Raw genomic sequence first — 25,490 nt, 5'->3', positions numbered from 1 at the left:
CTCACCCCTTCTTCGGGCGCCGGACGCGCACGTCCAGCTTGGGCTGCTGGGCGAGACGCAAGTTCGCCACGGCTTTGCTCAGCGCAGCGTCCAGATCCGCGCGGACCTCGTTGAGATCGCGGAAATGTGCCTGTGCCCGGGCTTTGACCTTCCGGCGGCCGACATCGACCCGTGCCGATTGCACACCGGACACCCGTACGGCCCGGTCACGCAGAAGCAGGGCGGCCGCGTGGCGGTCGAGCCCGGCGCGGACCTCCCCTGTTCTGAGGATTCCGGTGGGCTGCCGCATGGTTAGCAGTCTGCGCAGTCCCGGCGTCACCGCCAGCAGGAAAAGCCACAGGCCAAGGGCCATCGCCACTGCGGCCCCGACGGTCATCCAGATGTCATCCAGTGGCCGTTTGGCCAGTTCCTCAGCGAGTCGCTGTCGCCAGCTCATCCCGGGCCGGTCTGCCCGCACCGAGACCACGTCGTACAGGAGCAGCCCAATGCCTGCGACGGACAGCAGCGCCACAATGGCTGCGGGGATCCGTCGCGCGGACCAGAAGCGGCGCGCCGGCCGGCCCGCTTTATGGGCCGCTGCCTTCGCGCCCGTGCCCGGGGGGTCGCCCGCGGACGAAGCCGCCTGTCCCGTACCGGAGGGAATGTCGCCTTCGCCGGTCGGCTGCCGTCTGGTGTTCGCGCTCATCTCGCTCTCTCCCGGTCTCTATGCCGCGAGTGCACCGAGTGCAGCCTCTCGACCGACACCGTGAGTTCGGACACGTCCATGCCCGTCCATGTCCTGAGCCGCTCGATGACCTCGCGGCGCACCGCAGCGCACTGAGCCCCGATGTCGGACGGATAGCCCAGCTCCACGGCGATGCGCATCCGTACTTCGCCGAGCAGGGCTGGACGGCTGTTGGCGGGATCGCCGTCCCGTCCTGGGGCGTGTTCGTTGCGCTCCGGTGCCGGCCGCACAGACGCCGTCACGTGTGGTGTCCGGCAGCCGGGCGGTACATGGCGGGCCGAATCGGTGAACCGGCTCAGCGCCTCGCGGGCCACGTGGGAAGCGATCTTCGCGACGGCATGGTCGGAGACGGTGGTCGCACCCCGCTCTCCGCGAGGAATCCCCGGACGGCGATCGACGTCACTGGTCACTGCCGTCAGTCTCCCCGAGCCTGTCGCCGGTGATCGCGCATCCGCTGGTGGTCGTCATGGCGGCGGCGGATGAAGTCACCCGGCTCGAGATCACCTTCCATCAAGCGCCCGGCGACAAGTCCGACGGCGCCCAGTACCAGCACCAGCAGGAAGGCCCAGAAGCCACCGAAGTACCCGGCGAAGCCCAGTGCCATTCCGGCAATCAAGCCGACCACAGCCTTGCTCATCACGCGCTCCTTCGCTCAAGCGGGCTGCCCCCCTTGGCTACTGGACCCGCTGCTGCTCCTCTGCGTCCTCCTCGTCGGGCAGCTTCACATCGCTGACCGCGATGTTGACTTCCACGACTTCCAGACCCGCCATCCGCTCCACTGCGGAGATCACGTTCTCGCGCACGTCACTGGCCACGTCCGTGATTGAGACGCCGTAGTCGACAACGATCTCCAGATCGATGGCCGCCTGAACCTCTCCCACCTCGACACTGACCCCGCGCGTGACGGATTTGCCACTACCGGCCCCGGGAATCCGCTCCCGCATGGATCCCATCGAGCGTGCGAATCCACCGCCCAGGGCATGGACGCCGGGCACATCGCGTGCCGCCATTCCGGCGATCTTCTCTACCACTACGTCGGCAATGGTCGTCCGACCGCGAGAGCCGTGCGCACTGCCGTGCCTTCCGCCGGTGTTCTCAGTCATCGGGCTGTTCCTCCCTGAAGGAGATCACCTAGCACTCTTCAATCGGATTATATTCGTTTTAGTGGGCTTTATCAGAGGCGTGGACCGTGAGACGGGGTGGTCCAACGAGTGGTCCGCAGTGCCCTGCAGGGCACTGCGGAGTCGGGGCGCATGTGGGAGGAAGCGAACCGCGGCCATGGAAGAGGGTGAGAGGCCGGTGGAAACTGAGGCGTGGATGCGGGCAGTACGGCGCCAGCTCGGCCTGGGTCGGTTGCTCCCTCTCGGAGGGCCTGACGACGGGACGTGGATCACCGAGCAAGCGGCCGTCCGGGCCCTCGGACGCACTGCCGCTGAGATTCCCGGCGTTCGGCTGGAAAGCCTGCGCATCGGACCGACGTCGCTCGGGCCCGTGTCCGAGCCGTCCGTCCATCCGCCGGCCAGCGCGCTACCGCCTGGCCCGCTCAGGATTGAGGCGGCATTCACCGCAATCATGGGACAGCCACTGCCCCGCACCGCGGAGCAGTTGAGGAGCGCGTTGCTCAACGTGGCCGCTGAAAGGCTCGGCCTGGCCACTGAGGCAGCTGATCTGCGCGTCACGGATCTCCACGAAGGCCCGGAGAGAGACGTCAGGCCACAGACCGCAGAGAACGCCATGGGGCCCCCACCGAAGGCTGCAGCCGCGCGAAGCTCGCTCCCAACGACCGGAACGCGACCCATGCGGGGCCTCATCGGGGAGCTCGCCGATGTCGCGGCGGCTGTTCCGGGCGTGGCCCGCCTCACAGCCGTGCTGGCAAGCCGCCCGGTCAAAGTGGAGCAACATGACCATCCACCAGGCCGGCACATCGAGGTCCAGCTTGCGGTCGCACCCGGGTACCACCCGCTGGAAGTAGCCCTCGCCGTCCGGGCGGCGGTAGCCGCCGCAGCCACCAGTGACACCTCGGGCCCGGTAACCGCCGCCGTCCTCATCGCAGAAACCGCGGCCTAATTGGCGTATGCCTCCGCCCGTGGTCAGCCCGTTGACCACAGGCTTCGCCGCCCTCCAGCCAGTAGGGCGGCCTTTGCGTGATCATGTCTTCTCGCTGAAGTCGACACTGATCACAACAAAGGCCGTGAGAGTGAGTCCGTGGGACGATGCCGCCCGCGTCGAGTCCCTGACCGTGTTGTCCCGGTTCGGGACCGACATCACGGCGCCCTGTACGGCGCTTTGCACCACGGGCGGCTGGATATGACGCGGCTGCGCAGAACGCTGGCCGGCCTGATCTTGAGTACACCTTCAGGATGATCAAGCAGACGCTGGGCTGGACAGCTCCGAGCTCCGCGAACCGGATGCTGCGGACCGTTGGACCTGGCTGGTCATCGCCGCCCACACTCAACTCCGCCTCGCCCGGCCCTTCGCAGAGGACCTCCGGAAACCTGGGAGCGCCCCGCAAAACCGGGCCGCCTCACCCCTGCCCGCGTCCGCCAAGGGTTTCGGCGCCTCCGTGGGAAGACTCCCCAACCGACCAGCGCACCAAAATCCGGCACGGCAGGCCCCGGCCGACCGACCGGCTCGAAGAACAAGCGCCGCCCACGCGAGCACCCAGTCGGAAAACTCAGCAAAACGAACACTACGAAGGACGCCGCGAACAGGCCAGCAGCATAAACGTCAAGCAAAACCGCCGGTGGCAGAAGACGAGTCGGGCTGTACGCCAGGGTCTGTTCGGCCCACACCAGACGAAGGGCCTCGGGTTGTCGTTCCAGTCGGCGATCCAGACCCTGATGTCCCACTCCAGTGCTTGGACGTTCCTGTGGACTCCGCGCCGTATCTGTTGGACCGTCAGCAGGGCGAACCAGCGTTCCACTTGATTGAGCCAGGACGAGCTGGTCGGGGTGAAGTGCATGTGGAACCGGGGATGGGCCAGCGCCACTTCTGGGTCGCGGACGTCTCGTGGGTGGCGCACTTGTCGCAGATCAGATGGACGTCGAGATGGTCCGGGACCTCCTTGTCCAGCTTGGCCAGGAACTTCTTGAACTCCACCGCGCGGTACTGGCGGTGGAGAGAGCTGATGGCCTCGCCGGTGGCCGCGTTCAGGGCGGCGAACAGGGTCGTCGCACCGCCGCGCAGGTAGTCGTGGGTGCGGCGCTCGGGCATGCCCGGCATCAGGACACCAGCGGTCGCACTTCCGATGCCGCTCCAGCGGCATGGAGGCTGAGTAGCCGCTCGTCACAGACGAGCATTAAAGTGCGATGTGAAGTATGTGCGCGTCTATCCCACGTCGGAGCAACAGGCTCAGGATCCACGCCGCGCACTGGAAGGGAAAGAAGCCGTGCATGGCGAGTACAAGGTGCCCGGCGGCAAGCTTGTCGTCGTAGACCTGGACATCGAGGAAGGCGTACTACGCAACGTGCGCGTCGCCGGGGACTTCTTCCTGGAGCCCGACGAGGCAATCCTCTCGATCAACGGGGCCCTGGAGGGTGCCCCGTCCTCAACGGACGCCGCAGGCCTGGCGGCCCGGATCACGGCAGCGCTGCCGGAGTCGACCGTCATGTTCGGACTGACCGCGGAGGGCGTCGGCATCGCTGTTCGGCGAGCGCTGGCCCATGCGACCGAGTGGAGCGACTACGACTGGCAGTTGGTGCACATGGAACCGCAGGCCCCGGCCCTGCACATGGCACTGGACGAGGTCCTCACCGCCGAGGTGGCCGCCGGGCGGCGGGTTCCCACGCTGCGGGTCTGGGAATGGGCCTCGCCTGCTGTGGTCATCGGCAGCTTCCAGTCGCTGCGCAATGAGGTGGACCCCGCAGGGGCAGCGAAGCACGGAATGACCGTGGTACGCCGCATTTCTGGTGGTGGGGCCATGTTCGTAGAGCCCATGAGTACCATCACGTACTCCCTGTCCGTGCCGGAGTCGCTGGTCTCCGGCCTCTCCTTCGCCGACAGCTACGCCTACCTCGACGACTGGGTGCTGGGCGCCCTCGGCGACATGGGTATCAACGCCTGGTACCAGCCCCTGAACGACATCGCCACCGACGCCGGGAAGATCGCCGGTGCCGCCCAGAAGCGGATCGTCGGCTCTGATGGTGGCCCTGGAGCCGTCCTGCATCACGTGACGATGTCGTATGACATCGACGCGGACAAGATGCTGGAGGTCCTGCGCATCGGCAAGGAGAAGCTCTCCGACAAGGGCACCAAGAGCGCCAAGAAGCGCGTCGACCCGCTCCGCCGCCAGACCGGCCTCGCCCGGGAACAGGTGATCGAGAACATGATCGCCTCATTCCGCAACCGCTACGGGCTGACCACCGGCGAAGTCACAGCGGAAGAGATGACCCAGGCGGAGGAGCTGGTGCAGAAGAAGTTCGCCACCGAGGAGTGGATCGCCCGGGTGCCGTAAGCACCCCGCCGGATGCCGTGTGGCATCCGGCGGGAGCAAGCACTTGCCCGTGTTCACGCAGGCTCCTGTCTTGGCCGTCCGACCCTCGTCGAGCCCGGCAACACCATCACGTACTCGCTCTCCGTGCCGGACGCCCTCGTCTCCGGGCTGTCGTTCGCCGACAGCTACGCCTATCTCGACGACTGGGTGCTCGGCGCGCTCGGCGACATGGGCATCAAGGCGTGGTACCAGCCGCTCAACGACATCGCGACCGAGGTCGGGAAGATCGCGGGTGCGGCCCAGAAGCGCGTCGTGGGCGCAGCCGGCAGGCCCGGTGCCGTACTGAACCATGTGACGATGTCCTACGACATCGACGCCGACAAGATGCTCGACGTCCTGCGCATCGGCAAGGAGAAGATGTCCGACAAGGGCACCAAGAGCGCCAAGAAGCGCGTCGACCCGCTCCGTCGGCAGACCGGTCTCCCCCGCGCCGCGGTCATCGACAACATGATCGACTCCTTCCGCAGGCGCCACGGCCTGACCGCGGGCGAGGTCACGCCGGAGGAGATGGCCCGCGCCGAGGAACTCGTGCGGACCAAGTTCGGTACGGCCGAGTGGACCGCCCGGGTGCCGTGACCGCGTCGGCACCTGACGCGGGAACCCCGGTGGGGAATCACACTGATTCCCCACCGGGGTTCCTGTTTCTGTGCTCCTGCCCTCAGGCGACGGTCGGGGCCGGGGCGCCGTCCGGCTGCCGTGCCCCGGGCACTTCGGCCCCGGTGTCGGCGTCGGTGTCGGTGTCGGCTCCGGGGCGTCCCGCGGCCAGCCGGGTGGCGAAGCGCGGCCAGACGAACAGGACGACGGGGAAGATGGCGTAGCCGATGCGGGTGGCCGGGGACAGGGCGATCGCGAAGAACAGCCCGTAGGCGAGCCGGTCCGCCGCGGCGACGGCGGTCCGCGGCGGACGGACCAGCAGCGACACCCCCACTCCCAGGGCACTCAGCGCGATGAGCGCCACGGTGACCGCCCTGCCGTGCGGGACGAACATGACGATCAGATGGCCGAGCAGCGGGCTCTGGGCGGTCGACGCCGCCTCGCCCAGTCCCAGCGGGTAGAGGATCACGTTCTGGTAGAAGGCGTCCATGTCCACCAGGGCCACGGGAACGGTGCAGAGCACGGCGATGCCGAGGGCCACGCCCGCGCACTTGACGGCGGCACGCCTGCCGCAGCACACCGCGAACATGGCGACGATCACCGGGAGGGCCGGCCACGCGGTCCACTTGAGCGCGGCGGCCGCGCCCAGGGCCAGCCCCGCGCCCAGGGCATGGCGGCGCTCGGCGAAGGCCAGGGCGAGGACGATGAGCCCGATGATCGGCGGGTCGACGCCGCCGGTGGTCAGCGGCAGCGCGACGACGGGGCAGGCGATCAGCCAGAAGACGCCCGTCGCGGCGTCGACACCGCCGACGGTCCGCCCGGCACCGGCGGCGGCGCCGCGTCCCCCGGTCAACACCCGCACGGCCCCGATCACGGCCGCCAGGAATCCGAGGACGAACCACAGCCGGGCGCTGGTGAACGGTGTGTCGCCGAACATCACGTGCGGGAGCCCGAAGACCGACATCCCGGGCAGGTACGGGTCGAAGTCGGGCACCACGTGCGGTGCGGCGTTGTACGCGGTGCCGGAGGAGACCAGCAGGTCCGCCGACCGCTCCACGACGCCGACCTCCATCTGCGCCTTGTCGATCGCGATGAGGTACAGCAGAGGAACGAGCACCGATCCGGCGGTCGCGATCAGGGCCGGCACACGGGACCACGGGGTGGCGGAGACCACCGCGACCACCGCGGCGATCGCGTACCCGGTCGCGGCGGTGATGCCCCATGCCTCATGCCCCGTGCCGGAGGGCGAGGTGAGGCCCACCGCGAGGGCCGATGCGGCGGACACCAGCAGTACCGGCCAGTCCCATCGGCGCAGCCGCGAGACGGACCCGTGCGTGAGGTCGGGGCTCGTCCGCGCGTTCCGCGTCGTCGTCGACATCGTCACCAGCCCCGGCCGTGTATTCGGGGGCTGGGAACGGTGGTGCCGCACGTGCGTGGCCGCGGCTGATCACATGGGGGGAAGGTGGGGAACATGCAGGGGACTATACTCACCGGTCACAGATCGTATGATCACGTCCACATGTTCATGCATGTGTATGCGAGTTCATGTATGTACCGGTGAGTATGGCATGACACGGGGCCCGCTCGGACCGTCGCCGGAGCCCGTCACATCGTGCCGGGCGGCAGCTCCTGCTCGGTCCAGATGACCTTTCCCTCGGGCGTGTAACGGGTGCCCCACCGACGGGTGAGCTGGGCGACGAGGAACAGGCCGCGACCGCCCTCGTCGGTGGTCCTTGCATGCCGCAGCCGGGGCGAGGTGCTGCTGGCGTCCGAGACCTCGCAGATCAGGACGGACTGGCGCAGCAGCCGCAGGCGGATCGGTCCGTCGGCGTATCGCACCGCGTTGGTGACGAGCTCGCTGACGATCAGCTCGGTCGTCATCTCCAGTTCCTCCAGCCCCCAGCTCCGCAGCAGCCGGGCCGTTCGGGCCCGGAAGCCGGCGACGGCCGCCGGATCGGTCGGCACCTCCCACGAGACGACGTGGTCGGCGCCCAGCTCGTGGGTGCGGGCGAGCAGCAGGGCGACGTCGTCGAGCTGCGGAGCGGGGAGGAGTTGCTCCACGACCGACTCGCACAGCGCGGCGAGGGAGAGCCCGCGCTGGGCGAGCGCGCCGCCGAGGCGGGACATGCCGAGTTCGGCGTCCCGGTCCCTGCCCTCGATGAGCCCGTCGGTGTAGAGGCCGATGAGGCTGCCCTCGGGCAGTTCGATCTCGGCGGTCTCGAAAGGCATTCCGCCGAGTCCGAGCGGAGGGCCCGGGGGCAGTTCGGGGAAGCTGACACGTCCGTCCGGGGAGACGACGGCGGGGGGCGGGTGACCGGCGCGGGCCATGGTGCAGAGCTGGGTGACCGGGTCGTAGATCGCGTACAGGCAGGTGGCGCCGAGGACCGTCGTGCCGCTCGCCCCGCCCTCGGGTTCCCCCTCGCTCAGGCGGATCACGAGGTCGTCGAGGTGGGCCAGGAGTTCGTCGGGGGGCAGGTCCATGTCGGCGAGGGTGTGCACCGCTGTGCGCAGCCGCCCCATGGTCGCGGCGGCGCCTATGCCGTGTCCGACGACGTCGCCGACGACCAGGGCGACCCGGGCACCGGAGAGCGGTATCACGTCGAACCAGTCTCCCCCGACGCCGTCCTTGGCGTCCGCGGGGAGGTACGAGGAGGCAACGTCCAGGGCCATCCCGCCGGGCAGGGTGTGCGGGAGCAGGCTGCGTTGCAGGGTCAGTGCCGCGGCGTGCTCGCGGGTGTAGCGGCGGGCGTTGTCCACGCACATGGCCGCCCGCGCCACCAGTTCGCGGGCGGGCAGCACGTCGTCCGGTTCGAAGGGGGCCAGGTTCACCGACCGGATGAAGGTGGTCAGTCCGAGCACCGTGTCCCTGGCCCTCATGGGCACGGCGATGAGGGAGTGGAGGCCGAACTCACGGATGCGTGCCGCACGTTCCGGTTCCTCGACGGTCATCAGATGGCTGAAGGAGTCGAGGACCGGGATCAGGATGGGTTCGCCCTCGACGAGGAACCGGAAGTCGTGCGGCGGCGGAACGAAGTCCACCCGTTCCCCGATCCGGCGGATCGCTTCCGGGCAGCCCTCCCGCACCGAGCTCATCCCGGCGCGCCGCATCCTCGGCCGCGAGGACGCGGCGCTCGTGCGCGCGTCGCGCATGTCCCGCGCGTCTCCCGGGTCCCGCGCGTCTCCCGGGTCCCGCGCGTCTCCCGGGTCGGGGAGCGTTGCGGCGGGGAACGCCGTGGGGCCGGCCCCACCGGGCCAGGTGCCCGGTTCCCCGGGGCTGGCGACGGGCTCCAGCAGGTCGACGAGGACGAGGTCGGCGAAGCGCGGCACCGCGAAGTCGGCGAGTTCCTGGGCGGTCCGCATCACGTCGAGGGTGCTGCCGATCTGCGCCCCGGCGTCGTTCACCAGGGCCAGGCGCTGCTGGGCCTTCCACCGGTCGGTGACGTCCAGGACCATGTAGCAGATGCCGGTGACCGTCTCGTCGCGGTCGGTCAGGGGGAGGAACGAGGTGGAGTAGGCGCGTCGGCGATGCGGATCGGCCCAGCTCCAGCCCTGGTACTCGTAGTCGACGACGGGGACGCCGGTCTCCAGCACGCCGCGCATCAGGGTCTCGATGGCGCCGGCCTCCATGCCCGGGAGCACCTCGCTCATCCGGCGTCCCACCCGGTGCTCGCGCGGGACGCCGCCGAAGCGTTCCAGGGTGTCGTTCATCCAGACGTAGCGGAGCTGCGGGTCCATCACCGCCATGCCGATCGGCGAGTTGGTCAGGAAGGCGTCCAGCACGGACTGCCCCACCGTCCATTCCGGTCTGCGTTCGCGCGCGGAGACCAGGAACGTCTCCCGGCCGTCCAGGTGGAACGCGGCGGATACCCGCAGGTCCACGGGGATCCGCTGTCCGTCGCGGCGCCGCACGTCACCGACCCCGCTCCAGCCGACGCCGGCGCGGCAGCGTTCCGCGATCCCCGCCACGCGGACCGGATCCTCGGGCATCGCGAGCAGGAAGGCGGCGGACCGCCCGACGACCTCGCCCGCCCGGTATCCGAGAAGGTCCTGCGCGCTCTGTGTCCAGCCCACGACCGTTCCGGTGCCGGAGACCACCGCGGTCGCGTCGTTCGCCGTGTCGACGGAGTGCCGGGGAAGGCTGGGCCGCGACGGTTCGGCGCCAGGCGTCGGCGGAGGGCCTGCGGACGCCATGCTGGTCACCACCCATCCACTCCGGTGCCCGTCCATGCGGGTCCATTCCATGGTCCTGCCTGTGGCGCTCCCGTGCGAATGTCGTTCGCCGCCCGGCGGACGGCCGGGACCCGGACGGCGTTCGCGATCGGCCGGGCCCATCCGGACGCGCACCGGTGGTCCGGTCGGGTGGTCCGGTGGCGACGGCGCCGACCGGCCGGGGGCGGCAGCCGCTGTGCGCGGGCCGCCGCCCGTTCGGCGCCCTGCCGACGTGGGCGGCGCCCTCAGAGGGACGGGGCGGGCGGCCGGTGCTCGTACCAGCGCCGGTCGGCCTCCAGTTGGGCGGCGAGCGAGATCAGCAGCTCCTCGCTCCGGGAGGGGCCGAGCAACTGCGCGCCGACGGGCAGCCCGCCTGCGGTGAATCCGGCGGGCACGTTGATGCCGGGCCAGCCCAGTACGTTCCAGGGCCAGGCGTACGGGCATGCCTCGGCCATCGCCACGTCGGTGCGCCAGGCGCCGAGTCCGTCGAACCTGCCGATCGGGGGCGGGGGCAGTGCCGTCGTCGGGGTGAGCAGCACGTCGTACCCGGCCGCAGTGCCGGACGTGCGGAAGAACGCGCCGATCCTGCGGTGCTGCCGTACCTCCCGCGCCCTGGCCGCGCGGACCACCCGACCACCGAGCAGGGTTCCGGTGCGCAGCGCGCCCCGGGTGCGGGGGTCGAGGAGGGCCGGGTCCGGGTGGCGTGCGGCGAGTTCCGCGATGCCCGCGGTGGCGCGGGGGACGAAGCCGAGACCGATCAGCCCGTAGCGCGGCCGTGCCTCCTCGACGTCGTGGCCGAGCCCGGCGAGGGCCTCGGCGATCGCGGTGATGGCCCGTCGCACATCGGGGTGGGGCTCGGAGCGGGTGAGGGTGAGCGGGGGTCGCCAGGCGACGGCGATGCGCAGTCGGCCCGGGGCGCGGCGGGCCGCGGCGGATGCCTCGACGGCGGGCGGACGGTGCGGATCGTCGGGGTGGGGCCCCGCGACCGCGTCGAGCAGCAGGGCGGCGTCGGCGACGGTCCTGGCCAGGGGGCCGTTGACGGTGAGGCCCTGGAAGGCGTCGCTCCGCGGGTGGACGGAGATCCTGCCGCGCTGCGGTTTGATGCCGACGAGGTGGGTCCAGGCCGCGGGGATGCGCACGGAACCGGCGCCGTCCGATCCCAGGGCGGCGGGCACGAGTCCGGCGGCGACGGCCGCCGCGGAACCGCCGGAGGAGCCGCCGGGGGTGTGTCCGGTGTGCCACGGGTTGCGGGTCGCCCCGAAGGCGCGGCCCTCGGTGAACGGCCACTGTCCGAGTTCGCAGGAGTTGGTCTTCCCGACGATCACGGCGCCCGCCGCCCGCAGTCTGCGTACGGCCTCGCTGTCCGCCGCGGCGGCGGGCAGGTCGCCGTCGCAACCGAAGTGGGTGGGCAGCCCGAGGACGTCGGTGTCGTCCTTGACGGCGACCGGTACCCCGAGCAGGGGCAGCCGCTCCCCCGCGCGGAGCCGTCGGTCCGCCTCGGCGGCCTCGGCGAGGGCGGCCTCCGGGCGCAGGTGCCGGAAGGCGTTGAGGGTGCTTCGGCTCGCCTCGATCCGGCTCAGCGCCTCGGACACCTGCTGGACCGAGGTGGTGCTTCCCTCGGCAAGTTCCCGTGCGCTGTCGGCGAGTCCCGGACGGCGGACCGGTTCGGTGGCCGTCACGGCTTCCGTTGAGGACATGGGCTGCCCGCCTTCCTCGTATCGGCAGGTACGCGCCCGCACCTGTACTCCCGGAGCACTCACGCCCCTGGGAGCAACAGGGGGCGGGCTCCTTGACCGTTACCGGAGGGTAACGACTGCGGGACGGTCCGTTCAACCGTACGGCGGGGCGGAGCGCTCCGTCGTACGGTTGAACGGACCGGATCGCACACCTCGACAGGCCCCGACGGGGCCCTCCGGAGGGAGGCGCCGTGAACAATCGACGTGGCGGCACGGCCCGCGCCGCCCGCGCGACGGCCCTGGTGCTGGTACTCACGGGCGGCGGCATCCTCGGCGGTGGGGCGGCCCGGGCGGACAACGGCATCGACACGCTCTCCGCGCAGCAGATCGCCGATCGCTCGCGCGACGCCCTGCTCGGCGTCCGGTCCCTGCACATCGACGCGCGCGGCGACCTGGCGGAACGCAACCCGTCCGCTGCGCTGGGCCTCACCCTGGACCGGGACGGCAACTGCGACGGTTCGGTGGACCTCGGCGGTTCCCGGGGCTCGGTCCGGATCGTGAAGCGCGGCGACGACGTGTGGGCCAAGCCCGACGCGAACTTCTGGAAGAACCAGGTCCCGGTGGGCGGTCCGGCGTTCGCGGCGATCCTGAACGGGCGTTATCTGAGGGGCAAGGCCGACGACCCCCGGCTGCGCGGTGTGACGGACGCGTGCGATCTGGACGTCTACCGGCACGTGGTCGTCGACAACGCGGAGAACGACCGGGGAACGCTGAACAAGGGCCGGCGGACCACGCTCGACGGGGCTCCGGTGGTCCCGCTGACCAGGATCAGGGACGACCGGACGCTGACGGTGTACGTCGCCGCCACCGGCAAGCCGTACCCCCTGAAGATCACGGTGGAGGGTGGCGGGGCGCAGCACGCGGTGGTGGCTCTGTCCGCCTTCAACCGGCCGGTGCCCTCGGCGACACCACCGCCCGACGAGACCTACGACATCAACGCGCTGCTGAACCGTACGCCGGCTCCGTTGTGACGCCGCGCCCGTGCCCGCTCCCGTGCTGCCGAACGGGAGCGGGCACGGCGGGAGTTCGCCCCGGAATCGGGTCAGAGCGAAGCGGCGGGGATGATCCGGGCCCCGTAGGCGTCGATGGTCGCCTCGCGCGCGTCGTGCATGGCGTAGACGGCGAACTGGTCGACGCCCAGGTCGCGCAGGGCACGGAGCTTGTCGATGTGTGCCTCGGCGGGGCCCAGCAGGCAGAAGCGGTCGACGATCTCGTCCGGTACGAACGCCGTGTCGGGGTTCCCGGTGCGGCCGTGGTGGCTGTAGTCGTACCCGTGTCGTTCCTTGATGTACGCGGTGAGCTCGTCCGGGACCATGCCGGAGTGCTCACCGTACCGGGAGACCAGGTCCGCGACGTGGTTGCCGACCATGCCGCCGAACCAACGGCACTGCTCGCGGGCGTGGTCGAGGTCGTCGCCCACATAGGCGGGGGCCGCGACGCAGATGGTGACGGAGGCCGGGTCGCGGCCCGCCTCGGCCGCGGCGTCGCGCACCGCCCTGACCATCCATTCGGTGAGGAACGGGTCGGCGAGCTGGAGGATGAAGCCGTCGGCCTTCCGTCCGGCAAGGGCGAGGGCCTTGGGCCCGTACGCGGCCATCCAGACCGGCAGCCTGCCGTCCTTGACCCACGGAATGCGCAGCCGCTGCCCGTCGACGACCGCCTCGCGGCCCTCGGCGAGGTCGCGGATGACGTCGATGGCCTCGCCCAGGCGGGCCAGCGTGTTGGGGCGGCGCCCGGCGACTCGCATCGCCGAGTCGCCCCGGCCGATGCCGCAGACGGTGCGGTTGCCGTACATGTCGTTGAGGGTGGCGAAGGTGGAGGCGGTGACCTCCCAGGTGCGGGTGCCGGGGTTGGTGACCATGGGGCCGACGACGAGGTGTTCGGTGTGTTCGAGGATCCGGCTGTAGATGACGAACGGTTCCTGCCAGAGCACCGCCGAGTCGAAGGTCCAGCCGTAGCGGAAGCCGTTGCGTTCGGCGCGGCGCATCAGATCGATGACGGCCGAGGCGGGCGGGTCGGTCTGGAGAACGAGTCCGAAGTCCATGCGGGTGCTCCTAGTCCGGGTACGGGCAGGTGACGCGCGGGAGATACGTGACGTGATCGGCCCGGCCCGCGGCCGGCCGGGCTTCGTGGACCGGGCGCTCGGCGTGCGGCGGCCCGGCGGTGCACGGGAATGCGGACCCGGTGTGCCGTCGCGGTGGATTCGCGCGCATACCGTCCTCCTCCCCATGCTCGGGTCCGCGGGTGCTCACACGCACGTCGGCAGAGGCTCTACGGGTGCCTCCCGCACGCGCCGCGCACCGCGGTCGCCCCCTTCGTCGGGGCGCGCCGACCGGGTGCGACGGCATGTGGGGCAGCCGCGGAGGGACCATCCTGGACCGCTCACCGGCCCTTGGGAAGAGGCCGTCCGGCGCACCCGCCGCACCCGGGCGATCTCCCTCGCGTCCATTCTCCGGCCCCGGTCGGGCCGTGGACGCGAGGGAAGGGTCCGGGCGGCCGGACGGGCCTGCGCCCGGGGCGACGGGGCTCAGTTCGTGTACTGGCAGATTCCCCGCGGCACATAGCACCCGTGCCCCGCGCGTCCGACGTGGCGGCAGTCCTCGATCACCGGAACCCCGCGGGAGAGCACGGTTTCCACCCGCCCCGTCACCCGTCTGCCCTCGTAGGCCGAGTAGTCGACGTTCATGTGGTGCGTCCGGGCGGACATGACCTGCTCCGCGTGCGGGTCGTAGACGACGATGTCGGCGTCGGCCCCGGGGGCGATGGTGCCCTTCTTCGGGTACAGGCCGAACATCCGTGCCGGAGCCGCGCAGGCGATCTCGATCCAGCGGCGGCGGTCGATGTGCCCGTCGACGACGGCCTGGTGCAGCAGGTCCATGCGGTTCTCGACACCCGGCAAGCCGTTCGGGATCTTCGAGAAGTCGCCCCGGCCCAGCTCCTTCTGGCCCTCGAAGCAGAACGGGCAGTGGTCCGTGGAGACCACCTGGAGATCGTTCGTCCGCAGCCCGCGCCACAGGGCCGCCTGGTGCTCGACCGGGCGCAGCGGAGTGGAGCAGACGTACTTCGCGCCCTCGAAGCCGGGTTCGGCCAGGTTGTCGGTCGACAGGAAGAGGTACTGCGGGCAGGTCTCCCCGAAGACGGGCAGGCCCTCGTCACGGGCGCGCGCGAGTTCGGCGACCGCCTCCTGCGCGGACACGTGCACCACGTAGAGGGGGGCACCCGCCACCTGACTCAGCCGGATCACCCGGTGCGTCGCCTCCGCCTCCAGGAGCGCCTTGCGGACCTCTCCGTGGTACCGCGGGTCCCTCTCGCCGCGCGCCAGCGCCTGTTCCACCAGGACATCGATCGCGAGGCCGTTCTCCGCGTGCGTCATCACCAGACCGCCGTTCGAGGCGGCCCGTTGCATGGCCCGGAGGATCTGGCCGTCGTCGGAGAGGAAGACTCCCGGGTAGGCGGTGAAGAGTTTGAACGAGGTGACTCCGGCCGAGACGAGCGCGTCCATCTCCTTGAGCGACGACTCGTTCACATCGGACATGATCATGTGGAAGGCGTAGTCGACGGCGCACTTCCCGTCCGCCTTCTCGTGCCAGGCATCGAGCCCCTCGGCGAGCGAACCTCCCCTGGGCTGAATGGCGAAGTCGACGATGGTGGTGGTGCCGCCCCAGGCCGCGGCCAGGGTCCCCGTCTCGAAGGTGTCCGAGGCGAGCGTGCCGCCGAACGGCATCTCCATGTGCGTATGGGCGTCGACGCCACCGGGGATGACGTACTTCTGCGTGGCGTCGATGACGCGATCGGCGGTCCACCCGTGACTGCCGGGAGTGGCCAGGGCCACGATCCGGCCGCCCTCGACGAGCACGTCGGCGTGGAGTTCGTCGGAGGCGGTGATGACCAGGCCGCCGGTGATCAGAGTGCGGGTCACAGCTTCTGCTCCATTCGCGTCGGATACGGAGTACTGGCGTGCGGGCCGGAACGTCGGCGCCACCCGTTCCCCGGGGCGTCGCCGGGAAGAGGGACGAAGGGCCGACGCGGCGTTCCGCGCCGGCCGCTCCCGGCACCCGCCCGTTCCGGCAGGTCGAAGCCCCGTTCGAGCCGGTCCCCCGCCTCGCCGCGGCGGAACGGGCCATCTACGCACGTAGACGCCGCGCGTGGTGACGAACGTAGAAGCGGGTCACCCACTGTGGCAATACCGCTGCGGCCAACCGCCGAAGACATTTCCGTTTCCCTCTCCCGGCACTCCACCGGCCCAGAGCACACCCCGGCACGCCCGGACGGACGCCGGGACCGGACGGCCGGGAACGCCGCTGGGCGCGATACCTGGACCCGGCCGTCGGGAGCGACTGCCCTCGCACAACGACGCCCTCATATAACGAAATGATGACGGTTCTGGTCCGAATGTTGAGTACGGTTCACGCTCCGGTCCCATGCGCGGCGTGGTCCGATCACCACCGAAGGTGAATCCGGGACACCTCACCGGGCGCCCCCGATGCCCGGTGCCCACGCCCGCCGGCGGCCACGGCGGCAACACCCCGCTGGAGCGCGGCACGTTCGTGCTGGCCCGGGGCCAGGGCATCGCGCCCGGCTCGGTCCGCGACGACGTCAAGATCACCGACATCGCGCCGACCGTCCTGCGCCACGAGGGTGTCGCCGCCGACCCCGCCTGGAACCTGGACGGCACGGCGCTCGACGAGCTGAGGCCGGACGCCTTCGACAGCCTGCGCGGCTCGCTGCGCGGGCCCGTCGACGAGACGAAGCTTCCGGCCGACGCCAAGAGCTGGACGAACACCGCGCCCGAGGGCTGGTCCATCGACAACTCGAAGATGCCCACCGGTGGTGTCACCGAGTGGCGCGGCTGGTCCTTCGCCACCGACGAGTTCTGGACCGACGCCGAGCGCGGCCAGGGCCGCGAGACCAACGTCCGCGCCCGCAACGTGTTCGCGGTCGCCGACTCCGACGAGTGGGACGACAAGGCGCACGCCGCCGGCCAGTTCGACTCCACCCTGATCAGCCCCGCCTACAAGCTGAACGGTGCGTCGAGGGCAACCGTCTCGTACGCGACCGACTACCGGGTCGACGGCCCGCAGACCGGCGACGTGTACGTCGCGTACGACGGTGGCACCCCGCAAGCCGGTGAAGTCCTACCGGAGCGACTCCAACACCGTCGAACGGCTGGAGCTCGACGTACCGGCGGGCGCCGAGTCGGCCCGGCCGAGCTTCCGCTACACCCGCACCAACAGCGCCTTCTGGACCGTCGACCAGGTCTCCTTCACCCAGCCCAACCCGCCGTCGCAGCTCGCCGTCGGCTCGCTGCGGGCCGACACGAACCTGCTCGGCCGCCCCGGTTCCGACTCCCCCTGGAAGGTCACGGCGAAGGCCGTGGTGCGCACCGCCCACGGCGAGCCGGTGAGGGACGCGAAGGTGACGACGGAACTGACGGCGGGCGGCACGGTGCACACGCTGACCGGTACGACCGAGAAGGACGGCTCGGTGACGTTCAAGGCCACCGTCCCCCGGGGTGTCGCCTCGGCCGCGCTCACCGTGACCGACGTGCGGTACCGGGATCTGGCGTACTACGGCGAGCTCGACCCGGTCCGCACCCTGGACCTCATCCGTCCCGCCGGCAACCGGGGCTGATCCCCGGCCGGGCCCCGGAACGACCGGCCGGGGCCCGGCGACGCCCCCTCGGCTGCACTCCCCCGGCCCGGCGACGGCCCGGGGGCCGCTCCTCGGCCGGCACCCGGCCTCCGCCCCTCGTCCGGCCACCACTCCTCATCCGGCCGCCCGAAGCGCTTCGGCCAGGATCTCCGCCCCCTCCTCCGCCTCCGTGATGGTCAGCGTGAGCGGCGGGGCGATCCGCAGCACGCTGGTGTCATGGCCACCACCCTTGCCGATGAGCAGGCCCCCCTCCCGGGCCGCTTCGAGCACGGCACTCGCCCCTTCGGGATTCGCCTCGTCGGTGCCCGGCTTCACGAGCTCGATCCCGGCCATCAGCCCCCGGCCGCGCACCTCCCGCACACAGTCCGCGGCGGCACCGACCGCGCGCAGCCGTTCGATCAGCAGTCCGCCGACCCGTCGGGCATTGCCCTGCAAGTCGTGTTCCAGCAGGTACGAGAGGTTGGCGAGACCGGCCGCCATGGTGACCGGGGACCCGCCGAAGGTCGAGATGGAGTTGGCATCGAGGCAGTTCATCACCTCGGCGCGGGCCACCACTCCCCCGATCGACATGCCGTTCCCGATGCCCTTGGCGAAGGTCAAAATGTCCGGCGGGCCATTCTCGCCATGCGCCTGCCAGCCCCAGAAGTGCTCGCCGGTGCGGCCCCAGCCGGTCTGCACCTCGTCCGAGATCCACAGGATTCCGTGACGGTCGAGCACCCGGCGGAACGCCGCGTACAGCCCGTCGGGCGGCGAGGTGAACCCGCCGACTCCCTGGATGGGTTCGGCGATCAGGGCGGCCGGCGGCCGGGTGTGGCCGAGCAGGTCCTCCAGATCGGCGACACAGGCCGCGATGAACTCCGCGTCGCCGAGGTGCGCGTACGGCCCGCGACTGCGGACGCCGCCGTGCACGTAGAGCGTCTGCAACGGGGACAGGCTCGTCGGTGACCAGGCGCTGTTGCCGGTGATGGAGACCGCGGAGAACGACCGTCCGTGGTAGCTGTTGCGCATCGCGAGGATCTGGTTCGACCGGCGGTACGCGGTGGCGAGCAGCAGGGCCGTGTCGTTGGCCTCGGTGCCGGAGGTGGTGAAGAAGACCCGGGCGTCCGGGATGCCGGAGAGCGTGGCGACGCGCTCGGCGAGCTCGACCATCGGACGGTTGAGGTAGAGCGTGGAGGAGTGGATGATCCGCCCCGCCTGCTCGCTGACCGCCTTGGTCACCTCGGGCAGCGCGTGTGCGGTCATCGTGGTGAGGATGCCGCCGAAGAAGTCGAGGTAGCGCCTGCCGTCGGCGTCCCAGACGTGACGGCCCTCGCCGTGGGTGATCTCCAGCGGGTGCTTGTAGTAGAGCGCCAGCCAGTCGGGGCCGACGGCGCGATGGCGTTCGTACAGGCTGCTCACGGCTCGACCAGCCCCTCGTACGCGTCGGGACGGCGGTCCCGGTAGAACGCCCACTGCCGGCGGACCTCGTCGATGAGGCCGAAGTCGAGGTCGCGGACGACGAGTTCCTCCTCCTTGTCGCCTGCGACGTCACCGACGAACTGGCCGCGCGGGTCGACGAAGTAGCTGGTGCCGTAGAAGTCGTTGTCGCCGTACTCCTCCCGGCCGACGCGGTTGATCGCGGCGACGAAGTACTCGTTGGCGACGGCGGCGGCGGGCTGTTCCAACTGCCAGAGGTAGCCGGACAGGCCGCGCGAAGTGGCCGACGGGTTGTACACCAACTGCGCCCCGTTGAGGCCGAGTTGGCGCCACCCCTCGGGGAAGTGCCGGTCGTAGCAGATGTATACGCCGACCTTGCCGACGGCCGTTTCGAAGACCGGCCAGCCGACGTTCCCCGGCTTGAAGTAGTACTTCTCCCAGAATCCCTCGACCTGCGGGATGTGGTGCTTGCGGTACTTGCCGAGATAGGAACCGTCGGCGTCGATGACGGCGGCGGTGTTGTAGTAGAAGCCGGACTGCTCGACCTCGAAGACCGGCACGACGATCACCATGCCGGTCTCACGGGCGAGTTCCCGCATCCGCCGGACGGTGGGACCGTCCGGGACGGCCTCGGCCCAGCGGTAGTGTGCGGAGTCCTGCACCTGGCAGAAGTAGGGGGCGTTGAACACCTCCTGGAAACCGATGATCTTCGCGCCCCGGCGGGCGGCCTCGCGCGCATGCTCCTCATGCTTGGCGATCATCGATTCGGTGTCGCCGGTCCAGGTCGCCTGGACGAGTGCGGCGCGTACGACGTGGGACATGAGCTGCTCCTTCGACGCGGCGTCAGAGAGCCTCAACGCGTTTCTACGCCCGTAGAGACGTGCGTAGAGGAGAACGTAGGCCCCGTCACACAGCGGGGCAAGACCATCGCGGCGAACCGACGGAGTCGATCATGTTTCACACCCGTGCGGTCCACAGACGGAAGCATCCCGCCCCGGTCCGCGGCCCCCGCCGCACCGGACGGCCCGGACCGGGCCGCACCGCTTCCGGACGGGCGACGACGGACCGGCGTCTCCCGCCCGGTTCGCGTTCCCGCGCGGTTTGTATTCTCGGCAGGCCACCATCCACGCGGCATCTGCGAGAGGAAACACCATGACCACCGAGCCGAGCCCCGACACCCTGCCCGGGCTTCTCGACCACGCCCGCCAGGACTACCGGGAACTGGTGGGGCTCGGGCTCTCGCTCGATCTCACCCGGGGCAAGCCCGCGCCCGAACAGCTCGACCTCTCCGAGGAGCTGCTGTCCCTGCCGGGCGGGCGGCACTCCTCCGCCGACGGCACCGACGTGCGCAACTACGGCGGCCTGCAGGGGCTGCCCGAGCTCCGGGAGATCTTCGCCGAGGTCCTCCAGGTACCGGTCGCACAGTTGCTCGCGGCCGGCAACTCCAGCCTGGAGCTGATGCACGACTGCCTGGTCCACGCCCTTCTCGGCGTGCTTCCGGGCGCCGAGTCGCGCTGGGTGGAGCAGGAGCGGATCGCCTTCCTGTGCCCGGTGCCCGGCTACGACCGCCACTTCGCGCTCTGCGAGCGGTTCGGCATCGACATGATCCCGGTGCCGATGACCGCCGACGGTCCGGACATGGACGTCGTGGAGGCGCTCGTCGCCGACGACCCGACGGTCAAGGGCATATGGTGCGTGCCGAAGTACAGCAACCCGGACGGCGTCTGCTACAGCGACGCGACCGTGACCCGGCTCGCCGCCATGAACACCGCCGCACCCGACTTCCGGATCTTCTGGGACAACGCCTACGCCGCCCACCACCTCACCGACGAGCCGGTTGGCATCGCCGATCTGCTCGCCGCCTGCGCCGAGGCCGGCAACCCCGACCGGGCGTTCGTCTTCGGGTCCACCTCGAAGATCACCGCGGCGGGCGCGGGCGTCGCCTTCTTCGGTTCGTCGCCCGCCAACGTGCAGTGGCTGCTCGGCCACAATGCCAAGCGATCGATCGGCCCCGACAAGATCAACCAGCTGCGGCACGTCCTCTTCCTGCGGGACGCCGAGGGCGTGCGCGCACACATGGAGCGCCAGCGCGCCCTGCTGCAGCCGAAGTTCGAGGCGGTGGCACGGATCCTGGAAGCCGAGCTGGGCGGTACCGGACTCGCGACCTGGACCTCTCCCAAGGGCGGCTACTTCGTGACCCTGGAGGTGCCGGACGGCTGCGCCGAGGAGGTCGTGCGGCGCGCCGCGCAGGCGGGCATCGTACTGACCCCGGCCGGGGCAACGCACCCGTACGGCGACGACCCGCGCGACGCGGTCATCCGCATCGCCCCCAGCTTCCCGGGCCTGGCGGAGCTGGAGCAGGCCATCACGGGGCTCACCGTCTGCGTGCGCCTCGTCGGGTACGAGCAGCGGGCCCGGTAGCGCCTGCGAATCGCCCGCGCCCGTATTGCGGGGGCGGGCGCCCACGCCGTCGCGGTGGGGGGCGCCCGCCCCCTCGCATTCCGGCGGCCCGGCCCGTCGGACTCCGGTCCGCCGCCCGGCCGCACCACGGCACCCACGCCCACGGCCGCCGGGAATGCGGGGTGAAGGCGCAATCTCCTGGCCCGGTGTCCGGGCATCGACTAGCGTCTCCAACGAGACGGAACGCTCCGTCTCGTTGGACCGCCGGGTTCCTTGTCGGCAGGAGGAGAATTTCGTGGATTCGATGGCGACTACGGGTTCCGTGCATGAGGCGCGTCCGGCACCGGACGCGAGGTGTTGGTTCATCACGGGCGCGTCCCGCGGTCTGGGTCGCGCGTTCACCGAGGCCGTGCTGGAAGCCGGGGAACGGGTGGTCGCGGCCGCCCGCGACGTCGAGCCGCTGGCCGACCTCGCCGCACAGCATCCCGACGCCCTCGTACGGCTTCCCCTGGACGTCTCGGACCGCCGGGCCGTGTTCGAAGCGGTGGAGAAGGCGGCGGCCGCCTTCGGGCGGCTCGACGTCGTGGTGAACAACGCGGGCGGTCTGCTGTACGGCATGGTGGAGGAGGCGACGGAGCAGCAGGTCCGGGACCATCTCGACGTCAATTTCTTCGGCGCGGTGTGGGTGGCCCAGGCCGTCGTCCCCCACCTGCGCGCGCAGGGCTCCGGACGCCTCCTCCAGATCACGTCCATGGGGACCGGTGGCGGCATGGCGTCCGTCGGGTTCTACGGGGCGGGCAAGGCCACGCTCGACTCGGTCAGCGAGGCGTTGGCGATGGAGGTCGAACAGTTCGGGATCAAGGTCACCGTCGTGCAGATGGGCGGTTACGCCACCGGACTGTTCACAGCGGGCACCACGGCGACCGCTCCGGATCCGGCGTACGACGAACTGCGCGCCCGAATGGCGGAGATGTGGGGCGACGATGCGGGCCCCGATCCGCGCACGGCGGCACCGGCGATCCTGGAGCTGGCGGGGCTGCCGGAACCGCCGCGGCGCCTGATTCTCGGCGGGCGGTCGTTCGACCTCGTCCAGGAGATGGACCGGGCACGGGCCGAGCAGTACCGGGAATGGGAGTCGCTCAGCCGCCTGGCCCCGGGCTGACGGGCGGCGGCCGCGCGGGTCCGCCCGCGCCCGGACCCGCGTGCCGCCGCACGGCCGTCCCGCCGACGCAACCGTCAACTCCCTTACCAATCCCTCCCGTTCGAGTGGTCTACGGGAAGTCGCGAGGATCCCGGAACGGTCTGGGCAGTCTCCAGGCGACCAGTCTGGAGAGGGGACGTCGTGGGACTGTCACGCGCATACGGAGGCGGCATCAGCGAGGGACCGACACCGGCCGATACGGCGGGCGCGCCCGGCCTGCCATATCCGAGCGGCTGGTCGGCACTCGCCTTCTCCGACGAATTGCGCCCCGGCACGGTGCTCACCCGGCCGCTCGCGGGGCAGGACGTGGTGCTGTACCGGCTCGGCACGGGAGCGGTCCGCGCCATCCGCCCGTACTGCCCACACCTCGGCGCCCACCTCGGTCTGGCGAAGGTCGACGGGGAAGATCTGGTGTGCCCCTTCCACAACTTCGCGTTCGGCCCGGACGGCGCCTGCGTACGCACGGGATACGACACGAAGCCGCCGAGGACGCCCCTGACGCAGCTCCCGGTGCACGAGGCCAACGGTGCCGTGTTCGTCTGGCGGCACCACGACGGCCGGGCACCGGACTGGTCCGTCCCCGAATGGCACACGATCGGCCACCGCCCCACCCGGAGTGCCGCCTGGGAACTGGCGGGCAACGCCCAGGAGGTCATCGAGAACGCGGTGGACGTCGGCCATTTCGCCACCTTGCACGGCTGGAAGAAGGCCGAGATGGGCGGCCCCGTCGCCTACGACGACGCCACGTTCCACCTGTCCATGCGGGCCCATGAATCGGCGCCCCTGCTGGGGGACTTCGTCGTCGAGGTGGAGGTGGACGGCTACGGACTCGGCTGTCTCCACGTCGATGTGTACACGGCCCGGCTGGGGCTGCGGATGTGCACGATGGTGATGCCGACGGCGATCGCCCCCAACCGCATGCAGTTCCGGCAGCAGAACCGTGTCGCCTTCTCGGAACCGGCCCGGCTTCCGGCTCCGCTCGCACGCGCGGTGAGCCGTACCGCCGCCCGCCTGCTGGACCGTGCCATCTTCCGGTCCAGCTGCGAATTCACCGCCGCCGACTTCCCGATCTGGAACCACAAGCAGTACCAGCAGCCGCCCCGGCTCGGCATCGGCGACGGGCCGATCGGCCCGTTCCGGCACTGGGCCCGCCGGTTCTACCCGTCACCGGACCGGGCCCCGGTCCCGCGGCCGGACCTCGGAGCGCGGGACGAGGAGGCCGAGGTGCCCTGACCGCGAGCGGAACGATGCCCCTCGGGCCCTCGCACCGCCGACGCCCCTGCGAATCGCCTTCGGCCGTCTTCGGCCGATCCGCCGCTGCCGCGGAACACGCGGAACCCGACTACCCCGCGAGCGGAACCGCGTCCGGCTCCGGGGCGCAGCGGGTGAGGAGTTGATCGAGGGAGAGCCCGAGCGCCCCGGCCAGGGCCGCGACGGTGAAGAAGGCAGGGGTCGGAGCCCGGCCGGTCTCGATCTTGCGAAGGGTCTCGGCGGAGATTCCGGCGCTCGCCGCGATCTCGACCATACTGCGCGCGCCGCGCGCCTCGCGGAGCAGCGCTCCGAGACGTTCGCCGCGGCGGCGCTCCTCAGGAGTCAGGGGTGTTCGCACCATGCCGTCATTCTAATACCGCTCGAACCGGTTGAGTAATTGGCATGGTGCAGCTCAAGACAGACACATCCATCGAAGCGATGCGCGCAACCGGCCGAGTCATCGCCCGGTTGCTCACGGCCGTAGGCCGGCGGCCAGGGCGTGGGACGGTCCATGCACGAGGGCCCGGCCGTCGCCGACGAGGGACAGCCGGGCTGCGGAATGCCGTTGCGGCACGGGATGGTGCCGGCGATCGAGCCGATACTGATCGGCGGCGGCACCGACGCGTTCCATCAGGACCGGGACGGCTGGACCTTGCGCACGTCCGACGGCTCCCGGGCGGCGCACGCCGAGCACACGGTGGCGATCACCGACGACGGCCCGCACATGCTCACCGCGTGGTGAAAGCCCTGGCAGGTGCGACGACCGGTCCCCGCCGGACGGGCCCCCGAGCACCCCGCCACCGGGTGACCGGCAACGCTTGCCCCGTCGCGCCGCCCGGTACGCGCGCTCGCCGCGTCGACCGGAAGCCCGCGTAGCCCTCCCCCTTGCACCCGAGTCGGTGCGACCCGGGGTGGGGCGCCCGCATACGGGACGTATGCGGGCGCCCCGGCAACACGGCGAGGTGCCTCATCTGTCGTCGCGCCCGCCAGGGATGACGGGACAGCCCTCAGTTGTTCTGGATGAACTGCTTGGCGAGGGCCTCGCCCGCGGTGACCGCGGCGCTGTGGCTCTCGATCGGCGACGCCTTGGAGTTCTTGAACAGGATGTAGGTGACGCCGGATTCGGCGCCGCCGGTCTCCGGGTCGGGGTCGATGCCGAGCGCCTCGGCGGTGGCGTACGATGCCTCGCCGATGATCTTGCTGGGGCCGGTGTCGCCGACGACGGCGTACTCGACCTTGTTGTTGTAGATGACGGCGACGATGCCACCGCCCTTGATGCCCGCGCTGCTGTAGTTCCAGATGCTGCTGCTGCTCGGGACGACGACGTACGGCAGCTTCTCCGCGTTCAGCGGCTTGTCGTCGGAGGTGTGGAAGGCCGTGTCGTCCTGGAACCAGGGGTCGGTGTTCTTGTTGCAGGCACTGGTGACCTGGCCGTCGCAGTCGATGTCCATGTCGGCCTTCCAGAACACGGCGCCGTTCTTGCCACAGACCGGAACGGTCGCCGATGCCTCCTCGTCCGTGCGGTACTTGCCGTTGGATATCTGGGAACACGAGGTGACCTTGGCCAGCAGATCGGCCGCGCTGACGGATCCTTCCTTGATCCCGGCCCCGTCCGGCTGAGCCGCGCCGGGGCCCGACCGGGGAGTGGTGTTGGCAGTCGCGGCGGCCGGGGCCTGACTGGCCTCGGCCGCCGGCGTCAGCGCGGCGGCCGCGAGGAACACGGCGGAGGCGGCGGAGAGGGCGAGCGTTCGGGTACGCACAGGGGGGTGCCCTTCTATTAGGAAGCTTTCCTTACCGACGCCGACAAGATGGGCC

Annotated in this window: 20 protein-coding genes and 4 pseudogenes; 10 read left to right on the top strand and 14 right to left on the bottom strand. The window is 70.7% G+C overall.

The genetic code is table 11. The annotated features are described in order from the left end of the window. Position 1: 1 nt before the first annotated feature. The 4 genes from ACFC79_RS21925 to ACFC79_RS21910 are packed head-to-tail and all read right to left on the bottom strand — an operon-like array spanning position 2 to position 1,827. Positions 2-685: a DUF6286 domain-containing protein gene (locus ACFC79_RS21925; RefSeq protein ID WP_376242537.1), complete on the bottom strand. Its 684-nt coding sequence runs from the start codon at positions 683-685 to the stop codon at positions 2-4. After that, positions 682-1,134 (bottom strand): Asp23/Gls24 family envelope stress response protein, encoded by a 453-nt coding sequence (locus ACFC79_RS21920; protein WP_376242535.1) that lies wholly within the window; start codon positions 1,132-1,134, stop codon positions 682-684. The genes ACFC79_RS21925 and ACFC79_RS21920 overlap by 4 nt, the downstream gene beginning before the upstream one ends. Positions 1,135-1,139: 5 nt before the next feature. After that, on the bottom strand, positions 1,140-1,361 hold the full coding sequence (locus tag ACFC79_RS21915) for a hypothetical protein (protein ID WP_376242533.1): 222 nt from the start codon (positions 1,359-1,361) through the stop codon (positions 1,140-1,142). 37 nt (positions 1,362-1,398) lie between these two features. Then, positions 1,399-1,827: an Asp23/Gls24 family envelope stress response protein gene (locus ACFC79_RS21910; protein ID WP_376242532.1), complete on the bottom strand. Its 429-nt coding sequence runs from the start codon at positions 1,825-1,827 to the stop codon at positions 1,399-1,401. A 175-nt stretch (positions 1,828-2,002) separates the two neighbouring features. On the opposite strand from ACFC79_RS21910, the gene ACFC79_RS21905 reads away from it, so the two are divergent. Both ACFC79_RS21905 and ACFC79_RS21900 read left to right on the top strand, forming a co-directional pair. After that, positions 2,003-2,791, top strand: coding sequence for a hypothetical protein (locus ACFC79_RS21905; RefSeq protein WP_376242530.1), 789 nt, complete (start codon positions 2,003-2,005; stop codon positions 2,789-2,791). Between the two features lie 266 nt (positions 2,792-3,057). Beyond that, positions 3,058-3,448 (top strand): annotated as a pseudogene (locus ACFC79_RS21900) (transposase); the annotation flags it as partial. A 67-nt stretch (positions 3,449-3,515) separates the two neighbouring features. On the opposite strand, the pseudogene ACFC79_RS21895 reads toward ACFC79_RS21900, so the two are convergent. Further along, positions 3,516-3,949: pseudogene (locus ACFC79_RS21895) on the bottom strand (IS630 family transposase); the annotation flags it as partial. Positions 3,950-4,112: 163 nt separating this feature from the next. Between ACFC79_RS21895 and ACFC79_RS21890 the strand changes: the two are divergent. Continuing rightward, positions 4,113-5,177: a biotin/lipoate A/B protein ligase family protein gene (locus tag ACFC79_RS21890; protein ID WP_376242528.1), complete on the top strand. Its 1,065-nt coding sequence runs from the start codon at positions 4,113-4,115 to the stop codon at positions 5,175-5,177. Positions 5,178-5,249: 72 nt separating this feature from the next. After that, a pseudogene (locus ACFC79_RS21885) lies at positions 5,250-5,792 on the top strand (biotin/lipoate A/B protein ligase family protein); the annotation flags it as partial. Positions 5,793-5,874: 82 nt separating this feature from the next. Here ACFC79_RS21885 and ACFC79_RS21880 read toward each other — a convergent pair. From ACFC79_RS21880 to ACFC79_RS21870, 3 genes are all read right to left on the bottom strand, one after another. Further along, positions 5,875-7,188: a glycosyltransferase 87 family protein gene (locus tag ACFC79_RS21880; RefSeq protein WP_376242526.1), complete on the bottom strand. Its 1,314-nt coding sequence runs from the start codon at positions 7,186-7,188 to the stop codon at positions 5,875-5,877. A gap of 227 nt (positions 7,189-7,415) precedes the next feature. Continuing rightward, the gene (locus tag ACFC79_RS21875; protein ID WP_376242524.1) at positions 7,416-10,001 is read right to left on the bottom strand and encodes a SpoIIE family protein phosphatase; all 2,586 of its coding nucleotides are present in this window, start codon (positions 9,999-10,001) and stop codon (positions 7,416-7,418) included. 263 nt (positions 10,002-10,264) lie between these two features. Then, a complete protein-coding gene (locus tag ACFC79_RS21870) occupies positions 10,265-11,716 on the bottom strand; it encodes an amidase (protein ID WP_376242522.1) in 1,452 nt (483 codons plus the stop codon). A 230-nt stretch (positions 11,717-11,946) separates the two neighbouring features. Between ACFC79_RS21870 and ACFC79_RS21865 the strand changes: the two genes are divergently transcribed. Next, complete coding sequence (locus ACFC79_RS21865) at positions 11,947-12,726, top strand: hypothetical protein (protein WP_376242520.1); 780 nt, start codon at positions 11,947-11,949, stop codon at positions 12,724-12,726. Positions 12,727-12,797: 71 nt separating this feature from the next. Here the strand turns inward: ACFC79_RS21865 and ACFC79_RS21860 are convergent, their stop codons facing one another. Beyond that, positions 12,798-13,799, bottom strand: coding sequence for a TIGR03842 family LLM class F420-dependent oxidoreductase (locus tag ACFC79_RS21860; protein WP_376242518.1), 1,002 nt, complete (start codon positions 13,797-13,799; stop codon positions 12,798-12,800). Positions 13,800-14,282: 483 nt separating this feature from the next. Next, positions 14,283-15,674 carry a dihydropyrimidinase gene (gene hydA / locus ACFC79_RS21855; RefSeq protein WP_376242516.1) on the bottom strand — a complete coding sequence of 464 codons (1,392 nt, stop codon included), beginning with the start codon at positions 15,672-15,674 and terminating at the stop codon, positions 14,283-14,285. Between the two features lie 1,190 nt (positions 15,675-16,864). On the opposite strand from hydA, the gene ACFC79_RS21850 reads away from it, so the two are divergent. Next, positions 16,865-17,386: a hypothetical protein gene (locus ACFC79_RS21850; RefSeq protein ID WP_376242514.1), complete on the top strand. Its 522-nt coding sequence runs from the start codon at positions 16,865-16,867 to the stop codon at positions 17,384-17,386. A 135-nt stretch (positions 17,387-17,521) separates the two neighbouring features. On the opposite strand, the gene ACFC79_RS21845 is transcribed toward ACFC79_RS21850, so the two are convergent. Continuing rightward, positions 17,522-18,805 carry an aspartate aminotransferase family protein gene (locus ACFC79_RS21845; protein WP_376242512.1) on the bottom strand — a complete coding sequence of 428 codons (1,284 nt, stop codon included), beginning with the start codon at positions 18,803-18,805 and terminating at the stop codon, positions 17,522-17,524. Next, a complete protein-coding gene (locus ACFC79_RS21840) occupies positions 18,802-19,644 on the bottom strand; it encodes a nitrilase-related carbon-nitrogen hydrolase (RefSeq protein WP_376242510.1) in 843 nt (280 codons plus the stop codon). The genes ACFC79_RS21845 and ACFC79_RS21840 overlap by 4 nt, the downstream gene beginning before the upstream one ends. Positions 19,645-19,975: 331 nt before the next feature. Here ACFC79_RS21840 and ACFC79_RS21835 point away from each other — a divergent pair, with 331 nt between their 5' ends. The 3 genes from ACFC79_RS21835 (at position 19,976) to ACFC79_RS21825 (ending at position 23,657) form a co-directional block, all read left to right on the top strand. Beyond that, positions 19,976-21,244, top strand: coding sequence for an aminotransferase class I/II-fold pyridoxal phosphate-dependent enzyme (locus ACFC79_RS21835; RefSeq protein ID WP_376242508.1), 1,269 nt, complete (start codon positions 19,976-19,978; stop codon positions 21,242-21,244). A gap of 283 nt (positions 21,245-21,527) precedes the next feature. Beyond that, on the top strand, positions 21,528-22,385 hold the full coding sequence (locus tag ACFC79_RS21830; protein ID WP_376242597.1) for an SDR family NAD(P)-dependent oxidoreductase: 858 nt from the start codon (positions 21,528-21,530) through the stop codon (positions 22,383-22,385). Positions 22,386-22,565: 180 nt separating this feature from the next. Further along, on the top strand, positions 22,566-23,657 hold the full coding sequence (locus tag ACFC79_RS21825; protein ID WP_376242506.1) for a Rieske 2Fe-2S domain-containing protein: 1,092 nt from the start codon (positions 22,566-22,568) through the stop codon (positions 23,655-23,657). A gap of 109 nt (positions 23,658-23,766) precedes the next feature. On the opposite strand, the gene ACFC79_RS21820 is transcribed toward ACFC79_RS21825, so the two are convergent. Further along, positions 23,767-24,036, bottom strand: coding sequence for a helix-turn-helix domain-containing protein (locus tag ACFC79_RS21820; protein ID WP_376242504.1), 270 nt, complete (start codon positions 24,034-24,036; stop codon positions 23,767-23,769). 126 nt (positions 24,037-24,162) lie between these two features. Between ACFC79_RS21820 and ACFC79_RS21815 the strand changes: the two are divergent. Next, positions 24,163-24,417, top strand: a pseudogene (locus tag ACFC79_RS21815) (M24 family metallopeptidase); the annotation flags it as partial. Between the two features lie 265 nt (positions 24,418-24,682). Here the strand turns inward: ACFC79_RS21815 and ACFC79_RS21810 are convergent. Further along, complete coding sequence (locus ACFC79_RS21810) at positions 24,683-25,435, bottom strand: glycoside hydrolase family 75 protein (protein WP_376242503.1); 753 nt, start codon at positions 25,433-25,435, stop codon at positions 24,683-24,685. Positions 25,436-25,490 lie beyond the last annotated feature (55 nt).

The sequence above is a fragment of the Streptomyces sp. NPDC056061 genome (assembly GCF_042266885.1).
In the GTDB taxonomy this organism is placed as follows: Bacteria; Actinomycetota; Actinomycetes; order Streptomycetales; family Streptomycetaceae; genus Streptomyces.
The sequence above is the reverse complement of the archived record's forward strand: the minus strand, read 5'-3'. Positions and strand labels throughout refer to the sequence as shown.